The organism is Nocardioides sp. WG-D5, from assembly GCF_054031175.1.
Map to the genome: position 1 here is coordinate 5,635,379 of NZ_CM132928.1, position 14,850 is coordinate 5,650,228.

The 14,850-nt window shown below is 68.1% G+C and carries 14 protein-coding genes; 10 read left to right on the top strand and 4 right to left on the bottom strand.

Features of this window, described 5'->3' with window-relative positions; translation table 11 throughout:
• Positions 1-45 precede the first annotated feature (45 nt).
• The 6 genes from ACWZJV_RS27145 to ACWZJV_RS27170 all read left to right on the top strand — a co-directional run bounded on the left by ACWZJV_RS27145 (position 46) and on the right by ACWZJV_RS27170 (position 7,929).
• Positions 46-1,722 (top strand): CocE/NonD family hydrolase, encoded by a 1,677-nt coding sequence (locus ACWZJV_RS27145; RefSeq protein ID WP_457179587.1) that lies wholly within the window; start codon positions 46-48, stop codon positions 1,720-1,722.
• A gap of 112 nt (positions 1,723-1,834) precedes the next feature.
• Positions 1,835-3,382 carry an AMP-binding protein gene (locus ACWZJV_RS27150; RefSeq protein WP_457179588.1) on the top strand — a complete coding sequence of 516 codons (1,548 nt, stop codon included), beginning with the start codon at positions 1,835-1,837 and terminating at the stop codon, positions 3,380-3,382.
• Positions 3,379-4,176 (top strand): enoyl-CoA hydratase/isomerase family protein, encoded by a 798-nt coding sequence (locus tag ACWZJV_RS27155; protein WP_457179589.1) that lies wholly within the window; start codon positions 3,379-3,381, stop codon positions 4,174-4,176. The genes ACWZJV_RS27150 and ACWZJV_RS27155 overlap by 4 nt, the downstream gene beginning before the upstream one ends.
• Positions 4,169-4,930, top strand: coding sequence for an SDR family oxidoreductase (locus ACWZJV_RS27160; RefSeq protein WP_457179590.1), 762 nt, complete (start codon positions 4,169-4,171; stop codon positions 4,928-4,930). Before ACWZJV_RS27155 ends, ACWZJV_RS27160 begins: the two co-directional genes overlap by 8 nt.
• A gap of 11 nt (positions 4,931-4,941) precedes the next feature.
• A complete protein-coding gene (locus ACWZJV_RS27165; protein ID WP_457179591.1) occupies positions 4,942-6,141 on the top strand; it encodes an acetyl-CoA C-acetyltransferase in 1,200 nt (399 codons plus the stop codon).
• A gap of 57 nt (positions 6,142-6,198) precedes the next feature.
• Positions 6,199-7,929: a CocE/NonD family hydrolase gene (locus tag ACWZJV_RS27170; RefSeq protein WP_457179592.1), complete on the top strand. Its 1,731-nt coding sequence runs from the start codon at positions 6,199-6,201 to the stop codon at positions 7,927-7,929.
• A gap of 48 nt (positions 7,930-7,977) precedes the next feature.
• Here the strand turns inward: ACWZJV_RS27170 and ACWZJV_RS27175 are convergent, their stop codons facing one another.
• Both ACWZJV_RS27175 and ACWZJV_RS27180 read right to left on the bottom strand, forming a co-directional pair.
• Positions 7,978-8,604 (bottom strand): TetR/AcrR family transcriptional regulator, encoded by a 627-nt coding sequence (locus ACWZJV_RS27175; protein ID WP_457179593.1) that lies wholly within the window; start codon positions 8,602-8,604, stop codon positions 7,978-7,980.
• 183 nt (positions 8,605-8,787) lie between these two features.
• On the bottom strand, positions 8,788-9,432 hold the full coding sequence (locus ACWZJV_RS27180) for a GntR family transcriptional regulator (RefSeq protein ID WP_457179594.1): 645 nt from the start codon (positions 9,430-9,432) through the stop codon (positions 8,788-8,790).
• Between the two features lie 140 nt (positions 9,433-9,572).
• Between ACWZJV_RS27180 and ACWZJV_RS27185 the strand changes: the two genes are divergently transcribed.
• Genes ACWZJV_RS27185 through serA form a run of 4 tightly spaced genes read left to right on the top strand, consistent with a single transcriptional unit; the run spans position 9,573 to position 12,932 of the window.
• Positions 9,573-9,875: a putative quinol monooxygenase gene (locus tag ACWZJV_RS27185; protein WP_457179595.1), complete on the top strand. Its 303-nt coding sequence runs from the start codon at positions 9,573-9,575 to the stop codon at positions 9,873-9,875.
• Between the two features lie 20 nt (positions 9,876-9,895).
• Complete coding sequence (locus ACWZJV_RS27190) at positions 9,896-10,327, top strand: cupin domain-containing protein (RefSeq protein ID WP_457179596.1); 432 nt, start codon at positions 9,896-9,898, stop codon at positions 10,325-10,327.
• On the top strand, positions 10,324-11,718 hold the full coding sequence (locus ACWZJV_RS27195) for an aldehyde dehydrogenase family protein (RefSeq protein ID WP_457179597.1): 1,395 nt from the start codon (positions 10,324-10,326) through the stop codon (positions 11,716-11,718). Before ACWZJV_RS27190 ends, ACWZJV_RS27195 begins: the two co-directional genes overlap by 4 nt.
• Positions 11,715-12,932, top strand: coding sequence for a phosphoglycerate dehydrogenase (serA, locus tag ACWZJV_RS27200; protein WP_457179598.1), 1,218 nt, complete (start codon positions 11,715-11,717; stop codon positions 12,930-12,932). The genes ACWZJV_RS27195 and serA overlap by 4 nt, the downstream gene beginning before the upstream one ends.
• Before the next feature lie 8 nt (positions 12,933-12,940).
• Here serA and ACWZJV_RS27205 read toward each other — a convergent pair whose 3' ends face one another.
• Together ACWZJV_RS27205 and ACWZJV_RS27210 are read right to left on the bottom strand one after the other, a co-directional pair.
• On the bottom strand, positions 12,941-14,119 hold the full coding sequence (locus tag ACWZJV_RS27205) for an MFS transporter (RefSeq protein WP_457179599.1): 1,179 nt from the start codon (positions 14,117-14,119) through the stop codon (positions 12,941-12,943).
• Entirely contained in the window at positions 14,112-14,768 is a 657-nt protein-coding gene (locus tag ACWZJV_RS27210) for a GntR family transcriptional regulator (protein ID WP_457179600.1), read from the bottom strand. Before ACWZJV_RS27210 ends, ACWZJV_RS27205 begins: the two co-directional genes overlap by 8 nt.
• Positions 14,769-14,850 lie beyond the last annotated feature (82 nt).

The window sequence follows — 14,850 nt, forward strand, 5'->3', positions numbered from 1 at the left end:
CAACGGATCAACAAACGGTTTGTGGCGAAGCTGCTCGGAGTCTGCATGGCAGCGAGCGGGGCGGCCGCACTGCCGGCAGTGCCCGCAGCGGCAGAGGAGCCGGCCAGAACGCCGGCGTGGTTCGACTATGAGCGCCCCGCAACGTACGAACCGCTGAAGACCAGCATCAAGGTCCCTACCCGCGACGGGACTCAGCTCGGATGCCAGATCTACCGGCCCGGCCACGACGGGAAGGTAGCTTCTGGACGCTTCCCGGTCGTGATCTGGGAGTTCACCCCTTATGCGGCGACCCATCAATCTGCGGCCGAGGACCTTCTCGCCGGCGTCGAGGACTTCTTCCCAGGGACCGAGACGACGCTGAGGTCGTTCCCGGCGTGGGCGGTCCGGATGGGCGCGTACCCCGCGGAGTACTTGGCGGGCCGCGGTTACGCCGTGGCCGTCTGCGACGTACGTGGCACCGGAGCCTCCGGTGGTGACTTCCCGACCTGGTTCCGTCCGGTCGAGGCACGAGACAACTACGACCTGGTCGAGTGGCTGGCACGTCAGCCATGGTCGAACGGACGGGTCGGGCAGGGCGGCGCCAGCTATGGATCGCTCACCTCCCAGCGCGTGGCCGCGCTGAACCCGCCGCATCTGAAGGCGATCATCCCCCAGATCGCACCAAGCAGCATCTACGAATGGATCTATCCGGGAGGGATCCCGTCCACCCAAGGCGCCACGTGGGCTGCCATGGTGTCAGCGTTATCGCTCGGCCGCGTGAACCCGGTCCAGGTCGAGAAGACCTTCGCCGATCACCCGCTCTACGACGACTACTGGCGTCAGATCGACATCTCCGACGACCTCGACGACATCCGCGTGCCGACTCTGCTGATGGGTGGCTGGCAGGACCTGTTCACGAATGGAACGGTCGAGAGCTTTGCCGGGCGCCCGGATCGAACGTGGCTGGTGATGGGGCCTGGCCAGCACACCCCGCCCCATTTCGAGATGCGGGCGCCGATCCCGATGGGTGCACAGCTGGCCTGGTGGGATCACTGGCTGATGCGGCTGCCGGATGCGCCGCTGCCCTCGGCACGTGTCACCAGCTTCGTGGCTCCCACATCGGGAGGTGCGTGGAAGGAGCTCTCGCAGTGGCCGCCGGCCGCGGTCCGCTCCCAGCGTATGTATCTGAACGGTGACCGAAGCCTTTCGGCTGACCGTGGTGCCAACGCTGTCACGAAGTACCCGGTCAACCCGCTCGACGGGCCTGCCCGATCCTGGTTCGGAGACTTCGCGGCCAACCATCCCGAGGATCCGGCTGCGGACCAGAGCATCGCGGATCGTCAGAGGCTGACCTTCACGACGGATCCGTTGACCGATGACGCCGAGCTGGCCGGCGCGGCACGCGTCCATCTTCGGGCGGCGCTGAACGCGGCCGACGGGCGGTTCGTGGTCAAGGTCGAGGACGTCGCACCTGACGGGAAGGTCGTCGCGGTGACCGATGGGTACCTGAAGGCGAGCCATCGTGAGGGCCACGACCACGAGGTGAAGGTCTCACCGGGTCAGTTCAACGACTACGAGATCTCGATCCGTCCCACCCATTGGCGCTTCGAGAAGGAGCATCGGCTCCGTATCGCGGTCACGAGCGGCGACGTTCCGCTCCTGCTGCCGGACGCGACGACCGGAAGCACCGTGACGATCGCCAACGGCGCGATCGGCTCCTGGGTCGACCTCCCATGGCGCTGATCCATCCAAGACCAATTGCCCTCTCAGGAGAGACAGGAACATGAAACTCCAAGAACGAGTAACAGAGATCCTTCGTGAGTTCTACTCGCCCACCGCGAGTGCGCCTGATCTGATGTGCGATCGGCACCCCTCCGACGACGTGGCGTTCCGATTCGTCGACGGCAACCTCGACGGGGTGTCGCTCACCTATGGCGAGCTCGCCGATCGGTCTCGGCGGATCGCGTCGGTGCTGAGTGAGCACGGCGTGGCGGCCGGCGATCGGGTCGCCACCTTGATGGGTAAGGATGTCGACCTGCCTGCGGTGATCTTGGCCATCTGGCGCATCGGGGCGGTCTACATGCCGCTGTTCACAGCTTTCGCGGCATCGGCGGTGGCCGACCGCCTGGATCAGGGCGGCGTACGTGTGGTGGTCACCGACAGCGACCAGTTCGGCAAGCTGCCTGAGGACCGTGTCCGGCTGGTGGCTGGGCTCGACGCGGCTGGGGCGCCTCCGGCAGGCGGCGTCGACCTGGCGGCGGCGGCCGAGGCCGCGCCGCTGTGGGACGAGGCGGCGCCTGCCGGGCCCGAGGTCGAGTTGACGCACATGTTCACCTCCGGCACGACGGGCAAGCCCAAGACCGTCATCCACCCGCTCACCTACGTGGCTGGTTGGCAGGCTTACCTCGAGGTCGGGCTGGGCGTCGACGAGAGCGCGGTCTACTGGAACGCTGCCGATCCGGGCTGGGCCTATGGCCTGTATGCCGGGGTGGTCGCGCCGATGTGCGTGGGCGTTCCGAACATCGTGAGCACGGCGAAGTTCGATGCCGAGACCACCTGGCGGATCCTGGAGAAGTACGAGGTGACCGATCTGGCGGCGGCGCCGACGATCTTCCGGGGCCTGCGGGGTGCGAAGACGCGGACGGAGCTTCCGGCGTTGAGGCGTCTCTCCAGCGCCGGTGAGCCGCTCACCCCCGATGTCTTCGCCTGGGCGCAGCAGCAGTGGGGGCTGGAGATCCACGACCACTTCGGGCAGACCGAGCTGGGCATGCCTGCCGGCTTCGCCCACCACCCCCAGGCGGCTACCCAGGTCGAGCCGGCGGCGATGGGCCGCAGCTTCCCCGGATGGTCCCTGACCGCGCTCAGGCTGGACGAGGACGTACCTGCCGAGCCCGGCGAGGTCGGGCGGCTGGCGGTGCGTATCGCGGAGAGTCCGTTCTTCACCTTCACCGGGTACGGCCAGGGCCGTGATCACCGGGGTGACCGGTTCAGCGCCGACGGGGAGTTCTACCTCAGCGGCGACCTGATCACGATCGATGCCAGCGGTCTGATCCACTTCTCCTCCCGCGACGACGACGTGATCCTGATGGCCGGTTACCGGATCGGCCCGTTCGACGTCGAGAGCGCGCTGGGCGCGCACCCGGCCGTGAGCGAGTGCGCGGTCGTGGCCGCGCCGGACGAGATGCGGGGCGAGATCATCAAAGCCTTCGTCGTCCTCAGCCCAGGGGGCGAGGGCTCCGATGTGTTGGTGAAGGAGCTTCAGGACTGGGTGAAGAAGGAGTACGCCGCCCACGCCTACCCCCGCCAGATCGAGTTCGTGGCGGAGCTGCCCAAGACACCTAGCGGCAAGGTGCAGCGCGCGGTGCTGCGCAAGCAGCTCGCCGAGGCAGGTGGCGCCCGGTGAGCGACGTCCTTCATACGAGGCGGACCGGTGACATCGAGACCTGGACGCTGAATCGGCCCGAGTCCCGCAATGCCTTGGACCCTGAGCTGGTGGGCGCGCTGAACCGGCAGGTCTCGCGTGCCGAGGACGACAGGATCCGGGTCGTGATCCTCACCGGTGCGGGGGCGGGCTTCTGCGCGGGAGCCGACCTGGCGTACCTGCTCGAATGTGCCCACAGCGGTGACTCGCCTCGTCCGCACCTGCGCGACATCTGCGACCTCACGCTCGCGATGGAGGCCAGCCCGATCGTCTTCATCGCCGCGCTTCATGGGTTCGCCGTTGCGGGGGGCCTTGAGATCGCGCTGGCGTGCGACCTGGTGATCGCCGCGGCCGGCACTCGGATCGGCGATGGGCATGTGAAGAACAACCTGATCGCCGGGGGAGGAGCCAGTGTGAGGCTGCCTCCGAAGCTCGGCAGCGGCATGGCGGCGTGGCTGGCGCTGACGGGCGAGCTCGTGCCCGCAGAGGACCTCGCGCGCAGGACGGGGTGGCTGCATGACGTGGTCGCGCCCGACGCGCTGCTCGACACCGCCCACACCATGGCCACCGTCCTGACGAGCCGCCCCGCCGGTGCCCAGCACCGCTACAAGCGGCTCATCGTCAACGATCCCGCCGTGACCGCGGCCGCGCTGACACGGGAGCTGGACATGTTCGAGGAGCACTGGAACGGCTCCGACGTGGCCACTGATCTCATCCGTTTCCTCGGCCGCTCCACACCGCGGTCGACCGCTAAGAAGGAGCGAACCGTTGCCTGACCGGTTCACAGACCAGACTGTCCTCGTCACCGGTGGAGCCCAAGGGCTCGGACTGGCGATGGTCCACCGATTCGCCGCCGAAGGCGCCCGGGTCCATCTCGCCGACGTCAACGCGGACGCCGTCGAGGAGGCAGCCGGGAAAGTTGCCGCGGACGCGCCGGTCCCGCCGGTGCCGCACGTCGTGGACGTCACCGACCCCGTGGCCGTCACCGCCTGGGTCGACGGCGTGGCCGAGAGCGATGGGCGCGTCGACGTCCTGGTCAACAACGCCGGGATCATCCGCGACAACCGTGTCGAGAAGATCTCGGTCGAGGACTGGCACGCGGTCATCGATGTGAGCCTGACCGGCTCCTTCCACTGCATCCAAGCGGCCATGCCGCACATGAAGAGCCGCAGCTATGGCCGGATCATCTCGTTCTCCTCGATGAGCTGGCGAGGCAACTTCGGCCAGGCCAACTACGTCGCGGCCAAGGCCGGCATCGTCGGGCTCACCCGAACGATCGCCCTGGAGGGCGCGCGGCACGGGATCACCGCCAACGCGATCGCGCCCGGCCTGATCCAGACCCCGATGCTCGCCTCGATGAACGGCCCCGCGCGTGAGCTGCTGATCGGCAAGGTCCCGGTCAAGCACCCGGGCGAACCCGAGGACATCGCCGCAGCCGCGGCCTTCCTTGGATCGCCGGAGGCCCGCTATATCACCGGTGTCGTGCTCGACGTCGATGGCGGCATCGGGATCGGATCCTCGATCCGATGAACACTCCCCGAATGTCAACAGAGCCGACCGTCATCGTCGCGGGCGCCCGTACGCCGATCGGGAAGCTCCTCGGTGGCCTGCGATCGCTCACGGCCACCGACCTCGGTGGCATCGCCATCAAGGGCGCCCTCGAGAAGGCAGGTGTCTCGCCGGAGCGAGTCGACTACCTGATCATGGGCCAGGTCCTCCAGGCCGGTGCCGGCCAGAACCCTGCGCGAACCGCCGGACTCAATGCCGGGCTTCCGGGCAACGTCCCCTCGATCACCATCAACAAGGTCTGCCTCTCCGGTCTCAACGCGATCGCGACCGCCGACCAGATGATCCGCGCCGGCGAGGCCGAGATCATCGTCGCCGGCGGCATGGAGTCGATGACCAACGCTCCGCGGCTGCTGCCGGGAAGCCGAGAAGGCACCAAGTACGGCGACATGACCCTCGTTGACCACATGGCCTACGACGGGCTCTACGACCAGGCTACCGCGCAGGCGATGGGCAGCCTGACCGAGGCCGTCAACGCCGATCGCGACCTGGCCGTCACCCGAGAGGAACAGGACGCCTTCGCTGCCCGCTCCCACCAGCGTGCCGCCACGGCTCGGAAGAACGGCCTCTTCGACGATGAGATCGTCCCGGTCGCCATCGCGCAGCGCAAGGGCGACCCGATCGTCATGACCGCCGACGAAGGCGTACGCGACGACACCACGACCGAGACCCTCGCCAAGCTCCGCCCGTCCTTCTCCAGCACCGGAACGATCACCGCGGGATCCGCCTCACCGATCTCCGACGGCGCCGCCGCCGTCGTCGTGATGGCAAGGTCCAAGGCCGAAGAGCTCGGCTTGGACTGGCTCGCCGAGATCGGCGCCCACGGCATGGTCGCCGGCCCCGACTCCACCCTCCAGCTGCAACCGGCCAACGCCACCGCCAAGGCCCTCGACAAGGAGGGCATCACCGCCGCCGACCTCGACCTGGTCGAGTTCAACGAGGCCTTCGCCGCCGTCGGCATCGAGTCCATGCGCGCCCTCGGACTCTCGGAGGAGAAGGTCAACGTCAACGGCGGCGCGATCGCGATCGGCCACCCACTTGGCTGCTCCGGAACCCGCATCGTGCTCCACCTCGCCCACGAGCTCCGACGCCGCGGCGGCGGTCTCGGAGCGGCGGCACTGTGCGGCGGCGGCGGCCAAGGAGACGCGCTGATCCTGCGGGTACCGCAGAGCTGAGACCCGCACGGCGAGCCATCCCCGGGCGTCACTTAACATCACAACTAGGAGACACCAATGAAGCATGTCTACGAGCGCAACGTCCCCATGAAGACCCGGGACGGAGTGATCCTGCACGCCGACGTCTGGCGACCGTTGGAGGGGCAGGCGCCTACCCTCCTGATGCGTACCCCCTACGACAAGGCGAGCACCGCCTTTGGAGGCGGAGCCGGCCAGCCGCTGCCCTCCGTGATCGCCTTCTTGAACGCCGGCTACGCGGTGGTCTGGCAGGACGTCCGAGGCACCTACACCTCCGAGGGCTCGTTCACTCCCAAAGTCAACGAGATCGACGACGGCCAGGACGCCGTCGCCTGGATCCTCGAGCAGGCCTGGAGCGACGGGACCGTCGGGACGTACGGCGCCTCCTACCTGGGCATGACCCAGTGGGCGCTGGCCATCTCTGACACCCCGGGTCTGCGGGCCATCGCCCCCGCCGTGGCCTCGGCGAACTGGTACTCGGGACTCTGGTACTCCCAGGGCGGTGCACTGTGCCTGAGTCTGACGACCCTCTGGAATTCCATGATGTACGCCGCCGAGGAGCAGCGGGCGCTACAGCGGGGCGAGTCGTCGGACGCCTCATCGCTGATGCGGCTCGGGGCAGCGCTGATGGATCCTCTGCCTGTCAATGATGCGACGCCCGTCGCTGACCTGCCGGTGCACGGCAAGGGCCGCTGGTTCGACGACTGGCTCGCCCACCCCGACTTCGATGACTACTGGCAGGCCCAGGACTGGTCGCAGTCGATGTCGTCAGTCACCGTTCCGGTGCTCGCCTCGACAGCGTGGTACGACCTGAAGGTCCATGAGCAGGTCGCCGACTTCGTCCGGGTCCGGACCCAGGGCGGCTCAGAGCTCGCTCGTGACGGATCCCGGCTCGTGATCGGCCCATGGGACCACACCAAGCTGACCGGGGAGTACCCCGACCGATACTTCGGTATCCAGGCCGCCGGCGACTTGACCCCTTCGCACGTGGAGTTCTTCGACCAGCACCTCAAGGGCGTGGCGCCGGCAGACCCCACTCCGCGGGTGCGGATCTTCGTCATGGGCATCGATCAGTGGCGTGACGAAACCGACTGGCCGCTGCCCGACACCCGCTACACCGACTACCACCTGGCCAGCGGCGGCTCGGCCAACACGCGCGACGGCGATGGCACCCTCGAGCTCGATGTGCCGTCAGCCGAGGCTAGCGACGGGTTCCGGTACGACCCGCGCAACCCGGCCCCCACCGCGGGCGGCGCGCTCCTGCCCGCGGTGCCCGGGTTCATCGGTCCGGTCGACCAGAGCGTGGTCGACGGTCGTGACGACGTCCTGTGCTACACCGGCCCCGTCCTGACCGAGCCGGTCGAGGTCACCGGATTCGTCGAGCTCAAGGTCTTCGTTTCCTCCACAGCGGTGGACACCGACATCACCGCCAAGCTGGTCGACGTCTTCCCCGACGGCCGTGCCATCAACCTGTGCGACGGCATCCTGCGGTTGCGCTACCGCAACAGCCTCTCCGAGCCGGAGCTCATGACCCCCGGCGAGGTCTATGAGGTGACTGTGCCGATGTCGGTGACCTCCAACGTGTTCCTGCCCGGCCACCGGATCCGGCTGGACATCTCCAGCAGCAACTTCCCCCACTACGACCGCAACTCCAACACCGGCGGAGTGATCTCCTCCGAGGCCCTGGAGGACATGATCGTCGCCGACAACACCGTCCACCACGGCGGCGCGCGGCCCAGCCGCCTGGTGCTGCCGATCATCGAGCGCTGAGCACGGGTTCTGTGCGCCTGCCGTGAGGCAGGCGCACAGGAATTGCGGCTACTCCGACTGGTACTGGAGTCCGTCGAGCAAGATGTCGCCGATCTCGGCGAACGCCTGGCCGGCGCTCAGGCCGGTGCGTCGCAGCAGCCGACCCGAGCGGACGCCATCGATCGCGAGGACTACGAGCTCGGAGGCGAGGGCGGCGTCGACGGCGCGGAACTGGCCGACACGTACGCCATCCTCGATCATCTCGTGCACGCGGCGTGCGGCGGCGGCGGAGTTCAAGGCGTAGATGTCGGCCGCTGCACGGTAGGTGACCATGTCGTCATAGAAGGCGGCCGAGTGCCGCCCCATCTCCCGGCCGACTCCGTGGAGATAGACCTTGATCTTGCGTCGGTGGTCGCTCTCGGCCGCGGACTCCTCCTCGATCCGCGCCGTTGCGCTCTCGAAGAACCGCTTGACCACCAACGAGACCAGATCGTTCTTCGAGCCACCCACCCCGTACAGCGTCGACTTCGAGCAACGCAGCCGCGTGGCCAGCTCGTCCATGCTGAGCTTGGCGAAGCCCTCCTCGAGCAGGATCGCCTCGATCTGCGCCAGCAGGTCGAGGCGACGCTGCTCATCGACCTTACGCCGACCAGCAGGACGCTCGAGGGCCTCAGGGGGCAGATAGTCGTGGCTCACACCGCCATTGTGCCGTCCCTTAGGTGGGCGTAGTGAAACGCCGTGTGCGAGTGTCGACGGCCGGGGGCTCGCGCTGGCTTTGATCCGGCCTCTGCCGAGGTCGGATCGGGGCCCGACGCTGACAGTACCCGGCGAGGTCGCCGGGGGAGGGCTTGAAACCCTTCGCGAGGTCTGGGCCGGACGTCAGGCCAACCTGGTGCCGATCGCTCGCAGTGCCTCGTCTCTGGCGTCCAGGACGTGTGAGTGGGCGATGGCGGCGGCGCGCTCGGCGTCGCCATCGCGGATGGCCTCGAAGATCGTCCGGTGGTCGGCGAGGGCCTGGTCTCGTCGTTCCTGGGTGTGGTTCGTGAACAGGCGGTAGCGCGTCATCTGGTTCGCCACCTGGTCGTGCAGGCGGAGCGCCCAGGAATTGTCGGCGATGGTGCCGACCTTGGCGTGCAGTGCCTTGCCGAGGTTCATCGCGTCGTCGGCAAAGCTCACAAGCGCGGCGTTTCGCGCCACGATGCCTTCGAGCTCGGTGATGTCCTCGGGTGTCGCCTTGGTGCTCGCGGCGGCCGCCATCATTGACTCGAGCGCCGCTCGGACCTCGTAGAGCTCGGCGATGTCGCGTGCGTCGAGCTTGGGGACGAAGACGCCGCCGGTGGCGTGCTGGTCCAGCAGGTTCTCGGCGATCAGGCGCCGTAGGGCCTCGCGTAGAGGTGTTCGCGAGATATCGAGCTCTGTGGCGAGCTGCGGCTCGTAGAGCCGTGTCCCGGGCTCGAGCTCGAGCTCGAGGATGCGTCGTTTGAGCTCTTCATAGGCGTATTGCCCGCCCGATTGGCGAGCCATGGATTTCTCAGTCATGGCGATTCGGGGTCGAGGCTACCCGACTCGGGGTCCCAGAACCCTCGACTTCGCCTTGGCAATACTGCCTGCGTGCATGTATACATGTACACAAATCAGTCTCGCCCGTACTCCCAGGAGCTTGCATGATCGCTCTCGTCGTCTCCGTCCAGGTCAAGCCTGGAGCCCGCCGGGACTTCCTTGCCGCCATCGAGGCGAACGCCCACGCGTCCTTCTCTGACGAGCCGGGTTGCCTCTACTTCGATGTCGTCTGCGACCAGAATGACGACCATCACTTCTTCTTCTACGAGTTGTACGCCGACGCGGCAGCTGTCGACGCGCACCGGGCGGCGCCTCACTTCAAGGCCTGGCGTGCGGCCGCCGAGTCCTACGTCGTCCCCGGTTCGCAGGTGAATTGCCTCGCTGACCGGCTTTTCCACCACGCCTGATCCGCTCCGAAGGAACCCTCATGTGTAAGCATCCCGAAGCCCCGAACATGATCATCCGCCCGAACGAGGTCGAGCCGTTCGACCGTGGCGGGGGAGTCGTCACCATCCCGTATGTCGGGAAGTGGAACAGTGACCGGAACCTGGTCACCACGGGCCAGACCGTCTTCCAGGTCGGCCGCGGCCTGCCGCTGCACAGCCACAACGTCGAGGAATCGGTGCTGATCCTCGAGGGACAGGCCACAGCGCAGATCGGCGAGGAGACCTTCGACATGGAGGTCGGAGACGCCTCCTGGGTGCCTGCCGGGGTGCCGCACCGTTTCTTCAATCGCGGCGACGACGTCATGCGCATCTACTGGGTCTACGGCGGGCGGTACGTCACCCGCACCATGACCGAGACGGGGGAGACCTTCGAGCACCTCTCGGAGAACGACAAGGGGGCTCGCGACCAGTGAACGCCGAACAGCACACCATCACGGTCCGCAACCCCGCGACCGACGAGATCCTCGCGACCTACCGGCCGCACACCACCGAGGAGGTCGAGGTCCTGGTGGCGACGGGCTCGGAGGTCGCTGCGGTCTGGGGAGACGTGCCGCTCGCGGACCGGATCCATGTGGTCGAGCGGCTCGTGGAGCAGCTCCGCGCCGATCGTGCCGAGCTCGCCGGGCAGATCGTGAGGGAGATGGGCAAGCCGGTCGCCGAGGCGGTCGGTGAGGTTGACAAGTCGGCGCTGACCGCGGAGTACTACGCCGCGAACGCCCCGGCGATCCTTGCGCGGGAGCGAGTCGAAGTCGGGAGCGCCCAGGCCTGGGTGTCCTACGAGCCGCTCGGGCTGCTCCTCGCGGTCATGCCCTGGAACTTCCCGCTGTGGCAGGTCATGCGTTTCGCCATTCCCGCAGTCACCGCCGGTAACGGGGTGCTCCTCAAGCACTCGCCGAACGTGACCGGGTGCGCCCTGTCGATCCAGGATCTCTTCGTGCGCGCGGGATTCCCCGAGGGTCTGGTGAGCACGCTCGTGATCGCTGAGCCGGACGTCCCTGTGACAACCGAGGCCCTGATCGCGGACGACCGCATCGCCGCGGTGACCCTCACGGGGAGCAACCGCGCCGGTGCTGCCGTCGGGGCGGCGGCGGGCAGGGCCGCCAAGAAGTCGGTCCTCGAGCTCGGCGGCTCGGACGCCTTCGTCGTGCTGGACGACGCCGACGTGCCTGCAGCCGCGGCTGCCGCCGTACGCGCACGGTTCCACAACACCGGTCAGAGCTGTGTGTGCGCGAAGCGGTTCATCGTCAGCGAGGCCGTCGCGGCTGAGTTCACAGACGCCTTCGTGTCCGGTGTGGAGGCGCTTCGGATGGGAGACCCCGCGGTGGAGGGCGTCGACATCGGGCCGATGGCGCGCGACGACCTGCGTGCCGGCCTGGCTCGCCAGGTCGAGGAGTCGATTGCCTCGGGAGCGAAGCTCCTGGCCGGCGGCGGCGCCACAGGGCACCCCGGCTACTTCTTCGAGCCGACCGTGTTGGCTGACGTACGTCCGGGCATGCCCGTCTTCGACGAGGAGACCTTCGGGCCAGTGGCCGCGATCAGTGTGGCTGCCGACGACGAGGAGGCGATCGCCCTCGCCAATCAGACCGAGTTCGGCCTGGGGCTGAGTGTGTGGACAACGGACATCGGGCGTGGCGTCGACGTCGCGAGGCGCATCACCTCCGGTGCTGCGTTCATCAACGCCATCGTCGCCTCCGACCCACGGGTGCCCTTCGGTGGCACCAAGAAGAGCGGCTACGGCCGCGAGCTGGCCGGGGTCGGGATGCGCGAGTTCACCAACATGCGGACCTACTGGGTCGGCGCATGAGCGCGGCGGTGGGTGCCGCAGGAAGCGCCCTCCTCCTGGAGAACATCCACCCCAGCGCCGTCGAGGCACTCGAGCGGGCCGGCTACGACGTCCGGCAGCATCCTGCGTCGATGTCCGAGCCCGAACTCATCGCGGCGCTCCCGGGCGTCACGCTCCTGGGGATCCGCTCGAACACCACCGTGAGCGCCAAGGTGATCGAGGCGGCGCCCGATCTGCAGGCGCTCGGCTGCTTCTGCATCGGCACCAACCAGGTCGACCTCGCGGCCGCCGCGGCCGCGGGTGTCCCCGTGTTCAACGCTCCCTACTCCAACTCCCGCAGCGTGGTCGAGCTCGTCATCGGCGAGATCATCGCGCTGGCCCGCCGTCTGACCGAGAAGACCCAGCGGATGCATGAGGGCATCTGGGACAAGTCGGCCAAGGGCAGCCACGAGGTCCGCGGCCGGACCCTGGGGATCGTCGGCTACGGCAATATCGGTACGCAGCTGGGCAATGTCGCCGAGAGCCTCGGCATGAGGGTGGTCTTCTTCGACGTGGCAGACCGACCGGCCCACGGCATGGTACGCCGCCTTGCGACGCTGGAGGAGCTGTTGAACGTCGCCGACGTGGTCAGCATCCATGTCGACGGACGCCCTGGAAACGCCGGGATGTTCGGCGACGCGGAGTTCCGGCAGATGCGCGACGGCGCGGTCTTCATCAACGCCTCGCGAGGGATGGTCGTCGACGATGTCGCCCTTCGCGCGCACCTGCAGTCGGGCCATCTCGCCGGCGCCGCGCTCGACGTCTTCCCGGTCGAGCCCAAGGCCCAGGGCGACGAGTTCGTCTCCGCGTTGCGCGGCCTCGACAACGTCATCCTGACCCCGCATGTCGGAGCCTCGACGCAGGAGGCGCAGGAGGAGATCGGCGAGTTCGTGGCCGGCAAACTGACGGGCTTCGTCACCGACGGCAACACCGGGCTGTGCGTCAACCTCCCCAACGCCCAGGCCGCGCGAAGCGACGGATTCCGCCTGGCGGTTCTTCACGACAACATCCCCGGCGTGCTCGCCGGCATGACCCAGCTGCTGCTGAGCGCCGGGCTGAATGTCAGTGCTCAGGTGCTGGCCACACGCGACCATCTGGGCTACGGGCTCACCGACCTCGCGGAGCGCCCCGCCGACGAGATCATCGAGAAGATCGCTGCGCTGGACGGAGCACGAGGAGTCCGCCTCATCGAGTGAGGCTGTGGCTAAGGGGTCGGGTCGGACCTCGGAATCGACCTGGAGGCCGCGGCGACGACACCGAGCGCCGCGGCCGTGACCCACAGAACGCCCGATGCCCCTGCCCCGACGGCCACCAATCCGGCCAGCGACGGGACGACGACCTGCCCCAGCCGGTTGCCGGTCAGGCGGAGCGACATGGCTCGACCGCGCAGCCCTGGGGGAGTCGCCTCAGCCAGCCACGACATCGTCAACGGCTGCCCGGCGCCTAGGGAGAGGCCCATCACGAGGACGACCAGGCCCAGCAGGACCACTGGCATCGGGATGGGCGCCAGCCCCATCGCCACCGCAGCGAAGGTAACGCTTCCGGTGAGGACCAGGGGACGGCCGAGCCGCTCGGTCAGTCTGCCGAGCATGAGGCGAGAGATCATCGAGGAGCCTGCGCGGAGGGTGAGAAGCAGCCCGATCGTGCCCGACGCGATGTCGCGCTCGGCCCCGAGCAGCGGCAGGTAGACCAGGCTGATGTCCACCGCGGCGAGTACGACGCAGCTGACGGTCAACGCGCGGAGGAGACCCTTGCGGCGTACGAGGTCGCGGATCGAGCCGTCGACCGGGCCGCGATCTCCGTGGCGATCGTGGGTGGACGGCGTCGCGAGCGCGGCCACGAGGAGCGCGGTGCTCAGAGCGAGCGTGGCCGTGAAGATGGCCTCGGTGTCGGGGATCGCACGGGACCCTCCGAAGAGGATGATGAGCCCCGGTCCGACCGCCTGCCCCGCTGAGGCCGCAAAGGTGTAGTGACCGAAGGCGGAGTCGTAGCGGTCGCACGGGGTCCGGTTGGCCACCATGGCCTGCTGGGCGACGACCGAGAGCAGGTGGCCGACGCCCAGGAGCACGGTCGCAGCGACCACGCCTGCGACGCTGTGTCCCACGAATAGGAAGCCAGCAGCCGAACAGATGGTGACCAGCCCACCGGCCACCATCACCGGCCGCTCGCCATATCTGTCCGACAGCATCCCAGCCGGGACGGCCAGAATCAGGGGCACGATCGCGAACGTGGCTCCGAGAGCTCCCAGCCAGTAGGACGGGACGTCGAGCTCGAGGGCGCGGTAGACGGCCGCAGGTCGCAGGATGAAGGTGACCGCCTGGATCAGGACCGTGTGAGCGAAGAACGGTGCGGCCCAGAGTCGGGCGCGGGCCGGGTCAGCCACGAGCGCCGATCGCGCGGAGCGCCTCGTCGCGCGCGTGGTTCACATGGGCGAACGCGAGCCGGCTGGCACGCTCGGCGTCACCCTCGGTGACAGCGTCCACGAGCTCCTGGTGCTCGGCGAGGGCCTCGCCGCGACGCCGTTGGGTGTGGTTGGTGTACATCCGGTAGCGCTGGAGCTGATTGGCGACCTGCTCGTGCAGCCGCAGCGCCCAGCCGTTGTCGGCGATCCGCGCGATCTCGGAGTGGATCGCTTTGCCGGTCGACATCGCGTCGTCCGCGAAGCCGACCAAGGCGGCGTTGCGCTCGACAAGGCTCACGAGCTGAGCCTTGTCGAGCTCGGTCGCTCTTCGGGCCGCAGTGGCCGCCATCAGGGCCTCGAGGCTCGCGCGCACGTCGTAGAGCTCGGCCACTTCGTGCTCGCCGCGGTCGGGGATCACGACGCCGCCGGTGGGCTGCTGCTCCAGAAGGTTCTCGGCGATCAGGCGCCTCACCGCCTCGCGGACCGGCGTACGGCTGACCTTCAGCTCCGCAGAGAGGGCGGGCTCGAAGAGCCGCTCTCCGGGAGCGAGCTCCAGTTCGAGGATCCGTCGCTTCAGCTCGAGGTAGACGAGGTGGGCTCCGGACATCCGGGTATGGGTCTTCGGCGCCATGGCGAAAACTTACCAGAGATCCGTCTTCTTTCATACTTGTATACATGTGCGCAGACGAGTAGTGTCCGGCGTCACACGACTA